Here is a 19,076-nt window from a genome sequence, read left to right on the forward strand (position 1 = left end):
GTCCTGATAGCAACTCAGGACCCCCAAAGCGATAGGATCTTAATATTAATCCTTACCTACATCTATCCTAATGCCATCTGTAGTTGTCACCCTAGAAAATACAGAAAAACAACAGAAACTCAAAATTGACCCTCCCTCTTGCGGTTTATCCCTCCAGGGTCGCCTTCGCATTCCCGGCGATAAATCTATCTCCCACCGTGCTTTAATGTTAGGAGCCCTAGCAGAAGGAGTTACCACCATTGAGGGTTTACTCTTGGGTGCAGACCCTCGCAGCACCGCTGAATGTTTCTCTGGGTTGGGGGCAGAAATTTCCGAGTTGAACTCACAACAGATTAAGGTGAAAGGCTGTGGTATCGGTAATTTACAGGAACCCGATCGCATCCTTGATGCTGGCAATTCTGGCACTACCATGAGGCTAATGCTGGGGATTTTGGCTTCTCACCCCGATCGCCTCTTTACTATCACAGGGGATAGTTCCCTGGTCAAAAGACCAATGGATCGGGTGATTGCACCTCTCACCCAAATGGGGGCGACTATTTGGGGACGGCGATCGGGTTCTTTCGCTCCTCTGGCGGTTCATGGTCAACAACTGCAACCGATTCATTATCATTCCCCCATCGCTTCGGCTCAGGTCAAGTCCTGTATTTTGTTGGCTGGATTGATGGTAGAAGGGGCTACAACCGTGACGGAACCCGCCTTGTCACGGGACCACACGGAACGAATGCTAAAGGCGTTTGGGGCGCAATTAACGGTCAATCCAGACACTAACAGCGTGACGGTGTTCGGACCGGCTAAATTGCAGGGGCAAACTGTGATTGTCCCCGGTGATATCAGTTCCGCTGCTTTCTGGTTGGTGGCGGCTTCTATTGTTCCGGGTTCCGATATAACCATCGAAAATGTGGGGGTTAATCCCACCCGGACGGGGATTTTGGAGGCTATGGCTATGATGGGGGCTGATATTCAATCCCAAGGAGAACGACTTGTGGCGGGGGAACCTGTGGCAGATTTACGAGTCCGTTTCTCGCCATTAAAAGCCTGTGAAATTAAGGGGGATTTGATTCCTCGGTTAATTGATGAAATTCCGATTTTGGCAGTGGCGGCGGCTTTTGCCGAGGGTACTACTACCATCCGAGATGCGGCGGAATTGCGGGTTAAAGAAAGCGATCGCATTCAGGTTATGGCTACGGAATTGACTAAAATGGGGGCGAAAATTTCCGAGTTACCTGATGGTTTAGAAATTACTGGTGGCTTCCCTTTGCGCGGCGCTGAAGTTGACAGTGACACGGATCATCGTATCGCTATGAGTTTGGCGATCGCTGCTTTAAATGCGGCGGGTTCTACCACTATTCATCGCGCCGAAGCGGCGGCTATTTCCTACCCGGATTTTGTGGGAAGTTTACAGCAATTGATAATTAATAATTAATAATTAATAATTGTGGAGGGAGGCGGGTTCGACTGTCAATTATTGGCTGAGAAACCCGGTTTCTTGGAGAAACCGGGTTTCTTGACTGGTGGGAGGTTTCTTGACTGGTGGGAGGTTTCTTGACTGGTGGGAGGTTTCTTGACTGGTGGGAGGTTTCTTGACTGCTGGGGTAGAAACCCGACAATAATTATTAATTATTAATTATTAATTATTAATTGTGGGGGGCGGGTTCGACTGTCAATTATTGGCTGAGAAACCGGGTTTCTTGACTGGTGGGAGGTTTCTTGACTGGTGGGAGGTTTCTTGACTGGTGGGAGGTTTCTTGACTGGTGGGAGGTTTCTTGACTGGTGGGAGGTTTCTTGACTGCTGGGGTAGAAACCCGACAATAATTATTAATTATTAATTATTAATTATTAATTGTGGGGGGCGGGTTCGACTGTCAATTATTGGCTGAGAAACCCGGTTTCTTGGAGAAACCGGGTTTCTTGACTGGTGGGAGGTTTCTTGACTGCTGGGGTAGAAACCCGACAATAATTATTAATTATTAATTATTAATTATTAATTATTAATTGTGGGTTAATTTTCTAGGGTGTGACCATAGAGGTCATAAATATCAGCATCGGTGATTTTCACGGAAACTAAGGACCCTAAACGCGCGTTTCCTTCTACATATACTAAACCATCGACTTCTGGCGCAAACCTGGGCGATCGCCCTATAAACTCGCCTGTAGAGGGGTTTTCTTGTTCAACTAAAACATCCACTACCTCACCAATACACTGGCGGTTACGCTTGAGAGAAATTGGCTGTTGTACCTGCATTAGTGCATCCCGTCGCGCGTCCATTACCGCCTGGGATACGGTGTTGGGAAGAGTATAAGCGGGGGTTCCTTCTTCGGGGGAGAAGGTGAAGACGCCAACATGATCAAATTCGTGGCGTTTCACAAATTTGAGGAGGTGTTCAAAATGGCTGTTAGTTTCTCCCGGAAAACCGACAATAAAAGTAGTCCTAATTACAGCATTAGGCATAGCAGTTTTAATATTCTCAATAATCTGGTCATTAACCTGACCCTGCCATGGACGGTTCATGGCGCGGAGAATTTCCGGGTGGGAATGTTGGAGGGGTAGGTCTAGGTAGGGGAGAAAATTGGGGGTTTCGGCGATCGCATCAATCACTTTAGGGGTTAGTCCGGTGGGGTAAGCATAGTGCATTCTCACCCAGGGTACATCAACTTTACCCAAAGCGCGGATCAGGTCTGCGAGTTTCGGTTCACCATAAATGTCGGTTCCGTAGTTAGTGGTAATTTGGGAGATTAACACTAATTCCTGGACCCCCTGATCTGCCAATTGTTTGGCTTCGGTAACGATTGATTCTATGGTACGCGATCGCTGATTTCCTCGCAAGTGGGGGATAATACAAAAGGCGCAGCGATAGTTACACCCTTCGGCTATCCGTAGATAAGCCACCCCTTCTGTGGTGGTGCGATAACGGGGGACGGTATGATCAGCAATATAGGTGGGGTCGGCAGAAATTTCCGAGACGCGATCGCCTTTTTCTACCCGATTAATTACATTAACAATTTTATGATAATCTCCGGTTCCTACTACTGCTACAGCTTCGGGAAGTTCGTCAAGTAATTTTTCCTGGAAGTGTTGCACCATACACCCAGTAATCACTACTTTTTTATGGGCTTCGGCGAGTTCAACTATGGTATTGACGGACTCCTCTCTGGCTGATTCAATAAAACTACAGGTATTCACTACCACATAATCAGCCGCCTCTTCGTTGGAGTCTACTTGATATCCGGCTTCGGCTAATAAACCGATCATGTGTTCGGTGTCGATGCGATTTTTTTCGCAACCTAAATGGGAAAATGCGATCGTTGGCTTGGTTGCCATAGTTGGTAAAAGTTTGGATGCACAAACTCGGAACAGTACAAGTATGCTATTATAGCTGTTAACCTGAAAATTGGCAATGGTATCAGTCAACCAATAACTACTTTTCTGTAGTTCCGGTTTCCGAAATTTTGGGTAAGTGTGAGGGCGCTTTTTATTCTAAGGGTTCAAAATCTGCCTGAGAGGTTCACGGCTGGGGCTATTTTTGGGGTTGTTCATACCCTCAAAATAGGTGACTTGAGTTGGATAAGCAAACTCAATATCCCTGGCTTCAAAGGCGGATTTTAGTTCATAGTTAATCCGCTGTTGAATATCCATATACATGGCATAATCACTGCTGAGAACGTGGTAAACAATCTCAAAGTCTAGGCTAAAGTCTCCGAAACTTGAGAAGTGCGCCCGGTCAAATAGGGTGTTTTCTATGGATTCGATAATCTCTCGAATGAGGGCAGGAATTTGTTGTAGTTTCTCCTGGGGGGTTTCATAGATGACACCAATTTTAAACAGTATCCGCCGCCTTTCCATGCGTTTATAGTTATGAATACGAGAGGCGGTGAGGTTGGTATTAGGAACTACTACTTGTTCGCCAGTTATGCTTTTAATGCGGGTGGTTTTAATTCCCACATAATCGACGCTTCCAGCCATGTCCCCAACTACGATAAAATCGCCGATTTCAAAAGGGCGATCGAACAGGATGGAGAAATAACTAAATAGGTCTTGTAGGACTCCCTGGGAGGCTAAAGCAATGGCTACACCCCCAATTCCTAAACCCGCTACCACGGCGGAAATATTGAAGCCGAGGTTATCTAGCACAAAGATAATTCCTAATCCCCAGGCGGCGGTGCGAATGGCTGGCAATAGGGCATTTAGGGCGCGGTCTACGGTTTCGATTTCTCGACGATTTAACCAGTATAACCGCATAGCATATTCAGCGAGGGATACCACCAGCCTCACACCTAAAAAGGTGGAGAAAATTAAGGCGATCGCATTAATTAAATTACCGAGAATTGGGTGCAATGATAAGTTAGTGATTGCCACATAAAATATAGCCACATAAGCCAGGGGGATTAGGGCTCTATCCCCAATTTTCACCAAGGCATCATCTAACCGACTATTCGTTTTAACCGCCCAGAGTTTTAACCGCCTCAAAATCATTTGTTCGATGACTCTGATGGCTAAAATACCCAACACAATAATCACAAAAGCGATTAAATAATCAGATAGGGTATTGGTCAATAATTCTTCTTGTAAAATCTCTAAAATATCCATCGTCAATTTTTCAACTGTTAACTGTCAATAGATCCCAAAATACTGGGGACTTGTTCTGGTGTAACGTGATCATACCAGACTTGCTCCGGTAAAACCAAAACCATCGGCCCATTACCACAGGACCCCAGACAGCCGCTAGGAGTAATGACCCCGACGGAAAAATTGGCAGCCTGAAAAGCCTGTAAAACCTTGGCTGCGCCTTGTTTACGACAGGTCCGATTATGACATATTATGATTTGGATAGAGTTAGATACAGACATTAGATCGAAAAAAAGTCCTGATAGTTTAAAATTGGGTAGCAGAAAGGGTTGAATCTGCACGAGTGTTAAAGTGTTGAGGCAAAAATCACAGCAACCACAGCAAATTTACTATCAACCGGGGTTTCTTGGTTTAATGGCTTGTGCCATGTATTTTAACCTGTGTACGTTATCATCACCCGCACTCGCCCAGATTAGACCAGATGGAACCCTACCTCAAAATAGTATAGTCACTCTTAGAGTTTATTGGATTACCAGAGCATGCCACAAAGGGAACAAAGTATCTGGGGCGGCGCTCAAGGCTGCCAGGAATGCCACATCCAGAAAGCTGGCTGAGACTTTGTTTAAGGCTCTGTGGGATATGCAATAATCCTACTTACAAAGATTGTTGGCTAAAGGCCCGGCTGATTGATTGTTCAGGCGGGGCTTTTTCTTGTTCAAAGTTTTAAGATAGGATAGAAAAAATTCCCCATGTAAAGTTTTAATAAGTTGATCTCATGAGTGTAATTATTCCCCTAGACCAAATTTCCCGTAAGTTAGACAGCGATAATACCCGCGATCGGATGTTAGCTTTAGCTTCCTTGCGCGAGGTATCCCCAGAGCAAGCTGTTCCCCTAATTAAGAAGGTTCTCTTTGATAAAAGCCTACAAATTCGGTCAATGGCTGTTTTCGCCCTAGGGATTAAACAAACTGACGAATGTTATCCGATTCTGGTAAAATTATTAGAAACTGACCCCGACTATGGCATTCGCGCCGATGCTGCCGGGGCTTTGGGGTATTTGGGGGACTCTAGGGCTGTTGAACCCCTCATGCGGGCTTTTTATGAGGATACCGACTGGCTAGTGCGTTTTAGTGCTGCTGTCTCTCTCGGCAATTTGAAAGATATCCGCGCCCGTGACGTTTTGATGTCTGCCCTTGATAGTGATATGGTGATTTTGCAACAGGCGGCGATCGCTGCTTTGGGTGAAATTCGCGACCTCGAGGCCATAGACCATATCCTCAAGTTTGCTCAGTCTGATGATTGGTTAATTCGCCAGCGTCTCGCCGAGGCTCTGGGAAATTTACCTAGCCCTAAGAGCTTATCCGCCCTTAAATACTTGGCTAAAGACAGCCATCATCAAGTCGCTGAAGCCGCTATGATTTCCCTAGACCGCCTCGCCGAGTCATTATAACCCCTCGCAACTGGGTTTCTTTCACCCTGAAACCCAGTTTCTTTATTGTCGCTATGTTGAATAAAAAATCAAGCGAGAAGCCATATCACCCCCACGAGAATATGATAAGCGATCGCACTTGATTTGTCAACCGGTGCGGCCGGTGCCGTCGCGTTTTTTCGACGTTGAATAAAAAATCAAGCAAGAAGCCATGTTAGCCTCACGAGAATATGATAAGCGATCGCACTTGATTTGTCAACCGGTGCGGCCGGTGTCGCCGCGTTTTTTCGACGTTGAATAAAAAATCAAATAGAGGATATCCGCCAAAATCTGATCCTGTCAACCCCTCAGCTAAAGGCATGGTGGCTGATTAAATCTGAACCGTGGTATTCTGTTATGATTAACCCCTACTAAGCCAGAGCAAACCGTCCCCGGCTGAGGGAAACCTAATCATGAAAGAGTTTCTGAAATATACCCTAGCCAGTGTAGTTGGCAATTTACTGGGACTGTTCCTAGTGATCACATTTGGCATGGGGGGAATCGCGTTTTTAGTAGTAGTTAGTGCTTCGAGGGGTACACAAACCACCCTCAGAGATAAATCAGTATTGGTGCTAGACCTGTCTGTGGGTATAGCGGACACGGCACCGCAGCCAACACCATCGATCGCCATAGGACAGACCCTGAGAGACGATCGGTCTAGGTTCTTGCCATTGCGGGTAGTGCTAGAAACGATTGAGCGGGCGAGTAAGGATGATAAAATCGTGGGGCTGTACCTGGAAGGCGGTAGTGGTACAACTCCCACAGGGTTTGGGAATTTAAAGGAAGTCCGTCGGGCTTTGGAAGGGTTTAAAGAGAGCGGTAAAACTATTATTGCTTATGATACTGACTGGACCGAGCGTGAATATTACCTAGGTTCAGTAGCGGATGAAATCATTATCCACCCCATGGGGACCGTCGAGATGAGCGGGTTTAGTTCTCAAACCGTGTTTTTAGCGGGAGCGTTGGAACGGTTTGGGATTGGGGTACAGGTGACGCGGGTTGGTCAATATAAGTCTGCTGTTGAACCTTTTTTGCGCCAAGAGATGAGCCCAGAAAATAGACAGCAAATGCAGCAGTTATTGGGAGATTTGTGGGGTGAGTTTACGGGGGCGATCGCATCTAGTCGCAGTCTGACTACAGCACAGTTGCAGCAAATTGTGAATCAGGATGGATTTTTAATGGCTGCAGATGCGAAGGATCGCGAAATGGTTGATCAGATCGCCCATAGAGATGAGGTGGCGGCTCAACTGCGTGAATTGACCGGAGAAAAGGAAGAGGGAAGACAACCTTTTCGACGGGTGGGGATACAGGAATATTCCAGAACTCCTGAAGTTAAGGGAAGTTGGGCTGGTAATCCCAACAGTCGCAATATCATTGCTGTAGTCTATGCTGATGGTGAAATTGTCGATGGTCGTGGCGGGATTGGTCAAGTAGGCGGCGATCGCTTTAGCGAAGAGTTACGCCGGCTACGGGATAATGATCGGGTCAAAGGAATTGTCCTGCGGGTGAATAGTCCCGGTGGTAGCGCTACCGCTTCTGAGGTAATCGCACGGGAAGTACAATTGACCAGAGAGGAAAAACCGATTATAGTTTCTATGGGCAATGCCGCCGCTTCCGGTGGTTATTGGATTGCTATGGGTAGCGATCGCATTTTGGCTGAACCCACGACAGTCACTGGTTCAATTGGTGTATTTGGACTGCTGTTCAATGCTCAGGATATTGCTAACCAGAATGGAATTACCTGGGATGGTGTGAAAACCGGACCCTTTGCTGATCTTAATTCTATCTCCCGTCCCAAAACAGACCAGGAACTAGAGAAAGTTCAGCAGATGGTTGATCTGATTTATCAGCGGTTTGTCTCTTCCGTCGCGCAATTGAGAGATTTACCACAAGAGGAGGTTTTGGAAATGTCTCAGGGTCGGGTTTGGTCGGGGGTACAAGCTGAAGCCTTGGGGTTGGTTGATCAGTTGGGGGGTTTACAAGATGCGATCGCTGCTGTAGCCGAAAAAGCCGAACTTGGTGATGATTGGAAACTCGCCGAATATCCCAGAATTCCTAGTTTTGAGGAACGTTTGCTAGAAAGCCTGCGAACCGAATCCACTCCAACAGACCCTCTGACTAGCGAACTGCTCAAACTCTATCATGAGTTCTCCGTGCTTAGGCATCTCAATGATCCTAGGGGAATATATACCAGGTTACCGTTTAACTTGCAGATTGATTAGATCCAAAGCACTGAGCCACAATATGCTCACCAAATCTTAAATTTTTCTAAAAAAGTAATAATACCTATTCCCAAATGATCAGTTAGGGTGCTAGACTGTAGTCAATGGAGAATTAAGTATCGGTTGTAGTATTTTTGTTTCAAGTATCAACGAGTTTTTCACGTTTTATGCTGGCAAGTTTCTCTCCGAGAACCTCACTCCCTACGAAACTCTGGTTTTGGAGATAATTTATGTCGATTTACGTTGGTAACCTGTCCTATGAGGTTACAGAAGAAGATCTAACTGCTGTATTCGCAGAGTATGGAGCAGTTAAGCGGGTTAAACTACCTACAGACCGTGAAACCGGACGGATGCGTGGTTTTGGCTTCGTGGAAATGGACACAGAAGCTGAGGAACAGTCAGCCATTGATGCTCTTGATGGTGCTGAGTGGTGCGGTCGTGATCTGAGAGTCAATAAAGCCAAGCCTCGCGAAAATAGCGGCTCTTTTGGTGGCGGTCGTCGTGGTGGTGGCGGTTACTCTCGTCGGTCCTAGGATTCCCACTTTTCTATCAGTCTTACAGCTTATTTAGCAATTTCGCGTTTCAGCTTAATAATTGTTAATGGTTGTGGCTGAATTACTAAACTAAGTTAATTAAAACCCCTCATTGTTGTAGGGGTCTTTTTTTGTGTCCCTAGACCCGTCAATAGCCATGAGAATATGAAAAAATATACATCTCAGACCCGATTGTGGCTTTTCCTCAGCATGAGTTTAGCCACCCTATACGGTATTTTATCACTAAAACAAGCCTTTGCGGAACCCAATTTAGTCCATAATGACGCAAGACAGCACATTTTTTGGATGTTGCGGTTTATTGACCCCGACCTGTTTCCCAATGATTTAATAGCCGATTATTTTCAATCTGTAGCTCCCCTGGGATATACTCTAGTGTATAAACTGGGTATCATCTTAGGAATAAACCCCTTTGACTTCGCGAAAATTCTTCCGCCAATTTTAGGATTATTTGTTACTTATTATTTTTTCAAGTTATGTCTGGAAATTTTGCCAATTCCAGTCACCGGATTTATAGGCTGTTTAATCATCAATCAAGCCTTATGGTTAAAGGACGATTTAGCATCAGGAACACCCAGAGCATTTATTAACCCGCTTTTTATCGCCTTTTTATACTATCTAGTGAAACATTCTCGGCTGGGGGTTGGTGTCACAGTAGCAGCTATTGGCTTATTTTATCCTCAATATGTTTTCATTGCTGCTATCATGCTGATATTGAGAGTTATTCATTGGGAAAATGGCAGATTTAAGCCAAGCAAAAATCACCTAAATTATCAAATTTTAGCAGGGGGTTTATTGGTGGCTTTGATAGTATTACTTCCATATATGATCACCTCCTCAGAATTTGGTCCGACCATTACTCGCGCGGAAGCTATGAATTCTCCCGAATTTTTCGAGGGGGGAAGAAGTAGGTTTTTTCACGATAATTTTATGGATATTTGGTTCACGGGAAGACGTAGCGGAATGTTTCACAGTTCCTTATTTACCCCCGCGACTCAATGTGTGGCTTTACTACTGCCATTTTTACTAATATTTCGGAGACAGTTTCCCCTCTGGAAATATATTACACCACAGGTTTGGGTATTATTGCAATTGTTAATATCATCGGTTTTGATGTTTTTTGCATCCCATGCACTTTTGTTTAAGCTACACCTTCCAGGTCGATATACAGAGTTAAGTTTTCGGATTATTATTGCGGTTTTAACGGCTATATCTCTGAGTTTAATATTGGATACACTTCTGAGAGTTTTTAGGAATAACCATAGCTATAGGGTTTATCGATGGTTGGCGGGAACTATCATGAGTGTAATAGTGGCAATTCTCCTATTATATCCGGCTTTTGTGCCTTATTTTCCATTGGTTAGATATGAGAAAGGTAGAATGACAGAAGTTTATGATTTCTGCCAACAGCAAGGGAAAGATATTGTGATAGCTTCTCTGTCAGCAGAGGCGGATCAACTGCCAACTTTTGCTCAAAGAACTGTTTTGATGGCGCGAGAATATGCTATCCCTTATCACTTGGGTTATTACCATCAAATTTTGGCGAGAACTTTGGATATGATTAATGCTCACTATACGGATGATTTGGCAAAACTTCAGAATTTTATTAGTCAATATAATGTGGATTTTTGGCTGATTGATCCGGCAGCTTTCACGCCTGAATATATTAGAAATAATCATTGGATGTTGATTTTTTCTGAAGGTCAAAAAGCCTTGGATTTACTGGATAAGGATTCGGCGATCGCTTTATATGAACAGGTTAATATATGTACGGTTTTTGAGCAGCCTAATTGGTGGATTGTTGATGCAAAATGTATTTTAAATAACCCAGAGTGAGGAGTTAGTATTTTTGGTGGCTTGGCGAGGTTTGAGATAAAGAAAGGCAGGATAATAGCCTGCCTTTTTGGGTAATTTATAATTACTCCGAACCCAAATCTTGAGTAATTTGCTCGCAGTTAAAGTTCTCTAAACTTTCGGGTGGTATCTCCCATTGAGTTGAGGCATTTTGGCGCATGATAGATACGAGATTATCAGCTTGTTCAGCAGTCAAAAAACCCTCTTGTCTGGCTGTTTCTGCGGTGATACATATACCTAAGAAAACCCCGGCTGCGGCACCACCAACACCGCCGATCGCTGTACCTCCGACAAAGCCAATACCACCACTAAATAAGGCAGTAGCAACGGCAATTAAGACGACATGAATAGTTTTCATGATCGGTCCTCACTAACAATCATCAAAATTTAGCAATATTCCCACCAAATATCAATCAATATTATATGGACATCGAGACGATGATGGATCAAAGTTGAGTAAATGAGCAGGAGAGGATCTATAATTCTTGGGTAAGATAGCGCTAGACCTGTTGTAGACTGCAATAGGGAAACCGGGAGTGGGAATGAGTGTTGAACAGTTGTTGAAGTTGGCACAGGATAATTTAAGCAAGGGAAACCAAGATCGGGCTTTTGCTATTTGTCGGGAAATCATCAGCCAACAGCCTAATTGTGCCATTGCTTACCAACTGCTAGGCAATATTCATGAAGACCATGGCCAATTAATGGCGGCTATGTCGGCTTATACAAAAGCTTTTGAACTTGCACCTAACCAAGCTATTAGCTATGCTTACCTAGCCCAAATATATCGGAATATGGGCTGGTTTGATGAAGCTATTTCATTTTACCAACAGGCGATCGACCTATCTCCTAATTGGGCAGATTTACACTATCATTTAGGGTCGGCTTTACATTGGCAGGGTAATATTGAAGGGGCTATTGGCTGTTACGAAAAGGCGATCGCCTTAAACCCTAAGCTAGGTCAGGCTTATTTGGATATGGGGCTGCGGTTAAATGAACGGGGTGACATTGACACAGCAATTAAAGTTCTACAACAAGGCGGAATTAACTGCCCTAATTTTCAGGAAATTTTCAACACCCTGGGATATTTGCAATTACAGCAAAATCAGATAGATGAGGCGATCGCCATCTTTCAAGAATCCCTAAATATTGACCCGACAGAGCCATTAGTATATAATAACTTAGGCTGGGCTTTGGCTTGCCAAGGAAAGCTGAGTGAAGCGATCGCCGCCTACGAGAAGGCGATTAGCCTGAAACCCGATTTAGCTATTGCTTACAGTAACTTGGGTAAGTTGTGGCAGCAAAAAAATAACCACAGACAAGCGATAAGTTATTTCCAGAAAGCGATCGCCATAGAACCGGATAATATCATGTTCTATAGCGATTGTGGTAGTTCTTGCTTAATCATAGGTTGGCTATCTCAAGCCATGGCTTGTTTTCAGAAAGCGATCGCCATTGACCCGAAATTTGTGCAGGGTTATATCCAACGCTTTAATCAGGACGTTATCCTAGAAGTAGGTTCAGATGAACTACTACAGGCACAAATAGCCTGCGCCCAGTTTTTGGAAGCTCTGCAAAAATCCGATTTGGAATTGGGGAACTCTGAGAACTCCCAGGAGTCTGATCATAATGTAACTGAGGTGCCGGATGCGGTTTATAACTACCTAGAAGCCACCTACCTTCATTTGGGTAATACCCTAAATCAATATGGGGAGTGGGATGCAGCAATTAGGTATTATCAACGAGCATTAAGGATTAAACCTCAGAAAATACAAACTTACCTGGATTTAGCATCCTGTCTAGCTAAACAGGGAAGGTTGCAGGCGGCAATAACAGTTTGCCATACTGCCGGGGTGATTGAATACTCCCCAGAAGTCTATTGGCTTTTGGGGAGTTTACTTGAGGCGCAGGGACGGTGGGAATTGGCGATCGCTTATTATTCAAAGGTTTTAGAAAACCAGGAAACAGCAGAGAATTTGACTACTGTTTCGCAGGAGTGGCGGGATACCGGAACTATATCAACCGGAGAAATTCCCCGACCACAACAGCCACCCCAAGGAGTTTATCAGAAAACCCAGGCATGGCTACAGGCGAATAATATAGACACCAGCCACTATATCCCCATTCCAACGGTAGCACAACAGCCTCCCTCAGCAGAGTTAGATAATGTAGGGGGCAGAGAGTGCGGCGGTTTAGATTGTAGCCCTTGTCGAGAGCGAATTTTTGCGGGATTTGAGGTGAGCAATTTAGGTTATGGTATTCAGAGGCGAGTGGCAGATGCGAAGACTGTAGAGGTCCCCTTTGAAACGTTTGTGGCAAGTATTCCCCAGGGACGATGTTGGATTGTTCCCCAAGAAAATCACTGGAAAGTCTGTCGGGCGATCGCTACCATAACACCGGATAATCAACTGTTAGCCGACCTATCACGGGAATATCCCGCCCCCCTTCCGGGTTGTACTAACTATAATCCCGAAAAACATTGGATTTTTCGCCAAACTAAACTTTGTCCCCCCCAATATATTGATGGGACGGTGGCGGTATTATCAGGACTTTCGGGACATATCTATTTTCACTGGATGGTTGATATACTGCCACGGTGGGAATTAATGCGACGGGTGGGGGTAGACTTTAATCAGATAGATGGGTTTGTGGTCAATAGTGCTAGGCTACCTTTTCAGCGGGAAACTTTGCGGCGCTTGGGTATTGCGGAATCGAAAATTATCGAAAGCGATCGCTACCCCCATATTCAGGCGCGACAGTTGCTAGTCCCCTCCTTTGCTTCTCCGACGGGATGGTTGCAACCTTGGGGGCTGGACTTCCTGCGAGGAACTTTTCTCCCCCTGGCGACAGGTGATAATCATGATTACCCTAATCGTATCTATGTGAGTCGCGCCCAGGCTAGACATCGACGGGTTCTGAATGAAGAACAGGTGATGGCGCAGCTGAGTCGGTTGGGGTTTGTGCGGGTGCTACCAGAGAAACTATCGTTTTCTCAGCAGGTGGCTTTATTCTCACGGGCGGAAATAGTTATAGGTCCCCATGGGAGTGGTTTAACCAATTTGGTTTTCTGTCAGCCAGGAGTGAGAGTGGTTGAGTTGATGTCCCCCCATTATGACCGCCATTACTATTGGGTGATATCTCAGGCTTTGGGATTGGAACATTACTCCCTGACGGGAGATGGGTTTTCCTGTTACCCTTTGCGATCGCTAATGTACCAAAATCCCTTAACTGAGGATATCTGGGTAAATCTGACCGGGTTGGAGAAGATTTTAGAGAAGTTGGAAATTAGATAAAAAAAATTTTTTGTGATCCAATTACCATCAACGAGTATAATTGAACCTTGGGAATTAAAAAATGAGTCCGTCCGAACTGAGCCAAACCATGCAAGCTAAAGAGATCCTTCAAAAAAGTGTCCAGTTCCTGCAACAACAAGCAGAAGCATATCTTCAACAAGGACAGGTTGATGATGCTCGTAAGGCTTGTGAACAATTATTGAAGATTCAACCTACCTCGGCGGTGGGGTTGAAAATCCTGGGAGATGTTTCCTTGCGAGGGGGAGATCTCGAAGGTGCCAAGCAAAATTATACCAAGGCTCTGGAACTACAACCCAACTGGGCTGAGGTTTATGCCAATTTGGGTAGCCTCTATGCGCGATCGCAACAGTGGGAACAGGCGCAGGCGGCTTATCAAAAGGCGATCTCGATTAAACCAGAATTTGCTGGAGCTTATCGGAATTTGGCTAAGGTCTGGACTCAGCTTAATCGCCCCTTAGATGCTATCCGAACTCAATATAAAGCCTACACCCTGGAACCTCACACTGTCAGCGCTCAAGAACATCTGGCTTTGGGTGATGGTCTGATGCAGCAGGGTATGGCTACGGAAGCACAAGCCTGTTATCAAAATGCTATTAATCTTAATCCTAATTTGGCAGCCGCTTATCAAAACCTGGGGGAAGCCCTGAAACAACAGGGTAAATTGCAGGAGGCTGCTACCTATTTCCGTAAGGCTATTGAGTTGAATAACCAAACTCCAGCAGTTTCTAACCCGGTGGATACTTTGGAGGCGGCTGTGTCAACTCCTCAAGATACTTTAGCGGCCGCAACTGCTGCGAGGCAAGTTCCTCAGCCAGATGTTTTGGTGGTGGGTCAATCTGCACAGGCTCCTATTGAGAAGGGAATGGGGGTTCCTATTAGTCGCCCGGTTAACCCGGAAACGGTTTTACAAGAGGCTAAGGCATTCTGCGCTATTAAAAAATGGGAACAGGCGGTTTCGGCTTGTCAGAAAGCATTGCGACTTGACCCGAATTTGGCGGAAGCATATAAAATTCAGGGGAATGCTTTGCAAGTGTTGGGGGAAATGGAGGCGGCGGTGCGCTCCTACCATAAGGCTCTGGAAGTTAAGCCCCAATTCCCGGAGGTTCATGCGAATTTGGGTAGCTTGTACGCCCAGGAAGATCGCCTGGAAAAAGCGGTTACCTTTTATCAACAGGCGATCGCTCAAAATCCTAATTTTGCCGGGGTCTATCGCAATTTGGCTAAGGTTCTCGAACGTCTGGGACGAGAGGGTGAAGCCTCTATATGTCTGGAAAAAGCCTATACTTTGGAACCGAATAAGGCTACCCCGGAAGATCATGTGCGTCTGGGAAATACTCGCCTCGCTCAGGGTAAGCTGGATCAGGCTTATGAGAGTTATCAGCGGGCTTTGGAGTTGAATAAACAACTGGCTCCGGCTTATTATGGTATCGGTAAGGTGAAGGCTTATGGACAGGCTTGGTCAGAGGCGGAGGCGGCTTACCGTCAGGCTATTGAATTAGACCCGAAATCAGGAGTTTTTTACCAGGGTTTGGCTGAGTGTTTGGCCGGGAAACAAGACTTTGATGGGGCGATCGCTCTCTATGGTCAGCTATTACAGCTTAATCCTAATTGGGCGGCGGGATACTACCAAATTGGGGAACTTCGCAACCAACAATGGAATTTGTCAGAGGCGGAGGCGGCTTATCGTAAAGCCCTGGAATTAGACAAAAATCTGGCGGCTGCCTATTATGGGTTGGGTCGGGTATTGCTGCGACAAGAACGTTGGGCTGATGTGGTCCCGGTTCTGCGTCAAGCAATGGCTTTGGATGCTTCTGGGGCTGATTTTGAGCTGTGTAAGGGTTTCGCTGATGCTCTGGTACAGACGGGACAGCTAGATGAGGCGATCGCTTTCTATCAAAAAGCTACCGATTTGGCGGCGGATAATGCTGAGGTTTGGCAAAAGTTGGGAGACCTATGGCGCGATAAACAAGCGTTTGATCAGGCTATTGAGGCTTATCAAAAGGCTAATCAGTTAGACGCTAATTTGTTCTGGTCTCACAATGGTTTGGCTGATGTACTGTTTAAGTTGGAACGCTGGTCGGAAGCGGTTGAGGCTTATCAAAAGGCGATCGCGATTAAGTCGGATTATTCCTGGTCCTACAACAGTTTGGCGGAGGCTCTGGTTAAGTTGGAACGCTGGTCAGAGGCGGCTACGGCTTACCGAGAGGCGGCGCGCTTGAATCCAGAGTTCCCCTGGTCTAGTTATAATTTGGGAGAGGTTTCGGTTAGACTTCAAAATTGGGAAGAGGCGGTTAAGGGATATCGCGCCGCCATAGCTGTACAGTCTGATTTACCTGGGATTCAACAAAAACTGGCTGATGCACTGCGAGAACGCGCTAAAGGCGATTTAGATGAGGCTCTGGGATGTTATCTTCAGGTGATGGAACAGGAACCAGATAATGTGGATACCTATCATAAGGCGATCGAGATTAAGCCTGATGATTCGGAACTCTATGTTAAGTTGGCTGATACTCTGGCTCGACAAACTCAGTTGGATGGGGCGATCGTTTTTTACCAAATGGCTCAAGACCTCGACCCTGACAATAGGGCGATCGCTTCTCGCCTACAACAGGTGATTGAAAAAAAAAATGAGGGGGTAGACCTATTTATTCCTCAAGAAACTTTCGGGGAAACTCCTATTCTTCCGACTCAGAAAAAATCCCGTCCGTCTGAGCAACCGATTCTTCCGACTCAGAAAAAATCCCGTCCGTCTGAGCAACGGTTTCCCATTGATCAAGAAAGTTATGAACAGTGGCTCCGAGAAAATTTGCCCCGACCCGCTGACTTACGGCAAATGTCTCAGGCGGTTAATTATCTCGGATATAAGCCGCTAATTAGCGTGATTATGCCGGTATATAATACCCCGGAAAAGTTCCTGAAAAAGGCGATCGAATCAGTTACCTCTCAGGTTTATCCGAACTGGGAACTGTGTATCGCTGATGATAATTCCAGCGAACCTTGGATTAAACCTCTGCTGGAAGAATATGCCAGAAAAGATAACCGGATTAAGGTCGCTTTTCGGACAGCAAATGGTCACATATGTGCTGCCTCTAATTCGGCTTTGGAATTGGCGATCGGAGAATATATAGCACTCTTAGATCATGATGATGTCATTACCCCAGAAGCACTCTATGAGGTCGCACTGGTACTCAATGAAAATCCTGATGCTGATATGATTTATTCCGATGAGGATAAATTAGACCAGTACGGTCAACGGGTGTTCCCATACTTTAAACCTGATTGGTGTCCTGACTCATTTTTAGCACGGATGTATACCTGCCATTTAGGAGTATATCGCCGGGAACTGGTTAATCAAGTCGGTAACTTCCGAATTGGTTACGAAGGTAGTCAAGACTATGATTTGGTCTTGCGCGTTACTGAGAAAACTAATAAGATTTTCCATATCCCCAAAATTCTCTACAGTTGGCGACAGCATAGCGGCTCCACCGCCTACGACCCCAACAGTAAACTCTACGCCTATATAGCAGCAGAAAAAGCCTTAAATGAGTCCTTTGCTCGTTGCGGGGAAAAGGCGCAAATTGTTTCAGATCATGAGAATTTCCCCGGTCAATACACTGTTCGCTATCACATCGAAGAACACAAACTTGTCAGTATTATTATCCCCACTCGCAACCTGGGAACTACTCTCAATCATTGCTTACAGTCAATTTTTGAAAAAAGCACTTATCCTAACTATGAAGTCGTCGTCATTGACAATGGCAGTGATGAACAAGAAACCTTCGATATTATCAACGCCTGGAAACAAAAAGAACCCCAACGCTTTAGCTGTTACGAGTTCGATGTACCGTTTAATTACCCCCAAATTAATAACTATGGGGTAACTAAAGCTAGGGGGGATTATTTACTGTTTCTAAATAATGACACCGAAGTATTGACCCCCGATTGGATAGAAGCCATGGTAGAACAGGCTCAACGTTCCTCTATTGGTGCTGTCGGTGCTTTGTTACTCTACCCCGATGATACCATTCAACACGCTGGCGTTGTCCTGGGAATTGGCGGCGTAGCAGGTCACAGCCATAAGGGTTATCAGGCTCATCATTTGGGTTATTATAACCAACTGGTAACGGTTAATAATTACTCCGCCGTGACCGGAGCCTGTTTGATGTGTCGGCGAGAGACATTTGAGGAAGTCGGGGGGTTAGATGAAGAGCTGGAAGTTGCATTTAATGATGTGGATTTTTGCTTAAAGTTGGTCAGCCGAGGATATCGGAATATTTATCTACCCCATGTGGTTTTATATCACTATGAGTCTAAGAGTCGCGGTTATGAGGATACCCCGGAAAAAGAAGAACGGTTTAAACGAGAATCTAAAATCATGAAGCAGCGGTGGAGAGATGTACTCAAAAATGACCCCTGTTATAACCCTAACCTGAGTCGCATACGACAAGATTATGGTATTCGTCTGAGTAATGATGACAATCAAGTGGTGGCGATATCAATGTCTGAGGATAAGGAGGCGCTTTTAGGATGTGCGATCGATTCACCCAAGCTACACCATCCTTTCAATGAAGAAAATATGCTGATTCAGGGATGGGTGATTGGTAAGCACTCTCCGGCTAAACTAATCAAGTTTATCTGTGGCGATCGTGTCATTGGCGAATCCAAAATGAATCAGGAACGTGATGATGTCGCCAAAGTATTTCCAGATGTCCCCCATGCTATTGATAGTGGCTTCGTCAAAACCATTGATGTCAGTGAAACACCCAGTGAAGTCGAAATTTTGATTCTGGCTACTATGGAAGACGGGAATGAGATTCCTGTGTCAACATTACACCTGCGACATGGTAGCTCAGACGATTAGATTAACACCCATGGAAGAAGGGACCCAACCTTCTTCCGTACACCTTTGTAAATTACCGGAACCGCAACAATTACATCATCTCTTCCAGTCGTCTCTCAAAAATTGACTGAGCTTTAAAGTATAAGTCTAAGTCCTTCTCATTCTTGCTTTCTATCAATTTCAAGGATTCAGAATCCAACCCATCTATTGATATTTGTCTTACGGTAGCATACCACAGTATAACTGGGTTAACCAAGATAGTCTA

11 protein-coding genes are annotated in these 19,076 nt (G+C 45.2%); 7 read left to right on the plus strand and 4 right to left on the minus strand.

Features of this window, described 5'->3' with window-relative positions; all coding sequences use genetic code 11:
- Positions 1-70: 70 nt before the first annotated feature.
- A complete protein-coding gene (aroA, locus tag XZ46_RS20520) occupies positions 71-1,423 on the plus strand; it encodes a 3-phosphoshikimate 1-carboxyvinyltransferase (RefSeq protein ID WP_006623958.1) in 1,353 nt (450 codons plus the stop codon).
- 577 nt (positions 1,424-2,000) lie between these two features.
- On the opposite strand, the gene rimO is transcribed toward aroA, so the two are convergent.
- The 3 genes from rimO to XZ46_RS20535 all read right to left on the minus strand — a co-directional run bounded on the left by rimO (position 2,001) and on the right by XZ46_RS20535 (position 4,846).
- Positions 2,001-3,320 (minus strand): 30S ribosomal protein S12 methylthiotransferase RimO, encoded by a 1,320-nt coding sequence (gene rimO, locus XZ46_RS20525; protein WP_008053450.1) that lies wholly within the window; start codon positions 3,318-3,320, stop codon positions 2,001-2,003.
- A gap of 156 nt (positions 3,321-3,476) precedes the next feature.
- A complete protein-coding gene (locus XZ46_RS20530) occupies positions 3,477-4,586 on the minus strand; it encodes a mechanosensitive ion channel family protein (protein WP_006623954.1) in 1,110 nt (369 codons plus the stop codon).
- A 17-nt stretch (positions 4,587-4,603) separates the two neighbouring features.
- Positions 4,604-4,846 carry a (2Fe-2S) ferredoxin domain-containing protein gene (locus tag XZ46_RS20535; RefSeq protein ID WP_035760086.1) on the minus strand — a complete coding sequence of 81 codons (243 nt, stop codon included), beginning with the start codon at positions 4,844-4,846 and terminating at the stop codon, positions 4,604-4,606.
- 494 nt (positions 4,847-5,340) lie between these two features.
- On the opposite strand from XZ46_RS20535, the gene XZ46_RS20545 reads away from it, so the two are divergent.
- The 4 genes from XZ46_RS20545 (at position 5,341) to XZ46_RS20560 (ending at position 10,642) form a co-directional block, all read left to right on the plus strand.
- Entirely contained in the window at positions 5,341-6,015 is a 675-nt protein-coding gene (locus tag XZ46_RS20545) for a HEAT repeat domain-containing protein (protein WP_006623951.1), read from the plus strand.
- A 431-nt stretch (positions 6,016-6,446) separates the two neighbouring features.
- Complete coding sequence (gene sppA, locus XZ46_RS20550) at positions 6,447-8,255, plus strand: signal peptide peptidase SppA (protein ID WP_008053454.1); 1,809 nt, start codon at positions 6,447-6,449, stop codon at positions 8,253-8,255.
- Positions 8,256-8,485: 230 nt separating this feature from the next.
- Positions 8,486-8,788, plus strand: coding sequence for an RNA-binding regulator (gene rbp, locus XZ46_RS20555; RefSeq protein WP_006623949.1), 303 nt, complete (start codon positions 8,486-8,488; stop codon positions 8,786-8,788).
- 165 nt (positions 8,789-8,953) lie between these two features.
- The gene (locus XZ46_RS20560) at positions 8,954-10,642 is read left to right on the plus strand and encodes a hypothetical protein (RefSeq protein ID WP_008053458.1); all 1,689 of its coding nucleotides are present in this window, start codon (positions 8,954-8,956) and stop codon (positions 10,640-10,642) included.
- Positions 10,643-10,724: 82 nt separating this feature from the next.
- Here XZ46_RS20560 and XZ46_RS20565 read toward each other — a convergent pair whose 3' ends face one another.
- The gene (locus XZ46_RS20565) at positions 10,725-11,018 is read right to left on the minus strand and encodes a hypothetical protein (protein WP_008053459.1); all 294 of its coding nucleotides are present in this window, start codon (positions 11,016-11,018) and stop codon (positions 10,725-10,727) included.
- 184 nt (positions 11,019-11,202) lie between these two features.
- Between XZ46_RS20565 and XZ46_RS20570 the strand changes: the two genes are divergently transcribed.
- Both XZ46_RS20570 and XZ46_RS20575 read left to right on the plus strand, forming a co-directional pair.
- On the plus strand, positions 11,203-13,950 hold the full coding sequence (locus XZ46_RS20570; RefSeq protein WP_008053460.1) for a tetratricopeptide repeat protein: 2,748 nt from the start codon (positions 11,203-11,205) through the stop codon (positions 13,948-13,950).
- Between the two features lie 61 nt (positions 13,951-14,011).
- On the plus strand, positions 14,012-18,832 hold the full coding sequence (locus XZ46_RS20575; protein ID WP_008053461.1) for a tetratricopeptide repeat protein: 4,821 nt from the start codon (positions 14,012-14,014) through the stop codon (positions 18,830-18,832).
- Positions 18,833-19,076 lie beyond the last annotated feature (244 nt).

The organism is Limnospira indica PCC 8005 (genome assembly GCF_000973065.1).
GTDB lineage: Bacteria > Cyanobacteriota > Cyanobacteriia > Cyanobacteriales > Microcoleaceae > Limnospira > Limnospira fusiformis.

Coding starts and splice junctions, on each gene's coding strand:
- aroA (WP_006623958.1), top strand. CDS start 71: ATGCCATCTGTAGTTGTCACCCTAGAAAATACAGAAAAACAACAGAAA.
- rimO (WP_008053450.1), bottom strand. CDS start 3,320: ATGGCAACCAAGCCAACGATCGCATTTTCCCATTTAGGTTGCGAAAAA.
- XZ46_RS20530 (WP_006623954.1), bottom strand. CDS start 4,586: ATGGATATTTTAGAGATTTTACAAGAAGAATTATTGACCAATACCCTA.
- XZ46_RS20535 (WP_035760086.1), bottom strand. CDS start 4,846: ATGTCTGTATCTAACTCTATCCAAATCATAATATGTCATAATCGGACC.
- XZ46_RS20545 (WP_006623951.1), top strand. CDS start 5,341: ATGAGTGTAATTATTCCCCTAGACCAAATTTCCCGTAAGTTAGACAGC.
- sppA (WP_008053454.1), top strand. CDS start 6,447: ATGAAAGAGTTTCTGAAATATACCCTAGCCAGTGTAGTTGGCAATTTA.
- rbp (WP_006623949.1), top strand. CDS start 8,486: ATGTCGATTTACGTTGGTAACCTGTCCTATGAGGTTACAGAAGAAGAT.
- XZ46_RS20560 (WP_008053458.1), top strand. CDS start 8,954: ATGAAAAAATATACATCTCAGACCCGATTGTGGCTTTTCCTCAGCATG.
- XZ46_RS20565 (WP_008053459.1), bottom strand. CDS start 11,018: ATGAAAACTATTCATGTCGTCTTAATTGCCGTTGCTACTGCCTTATTT.
- XZ46_RS20570 (WP_008053460.1), top strand. CDS start 11,203: ATGAGTGTTGAACAGTTGTTGAAGTTGGCACAGGATAATTTAAGCAAG.
- XZ46_RS20575 (WP_008053461.1), top strand. CDS start 14,012: ATGAGTCCGTCCGAACTGAGCCAAACCATGCAAGCTAAAGAGATCCTT.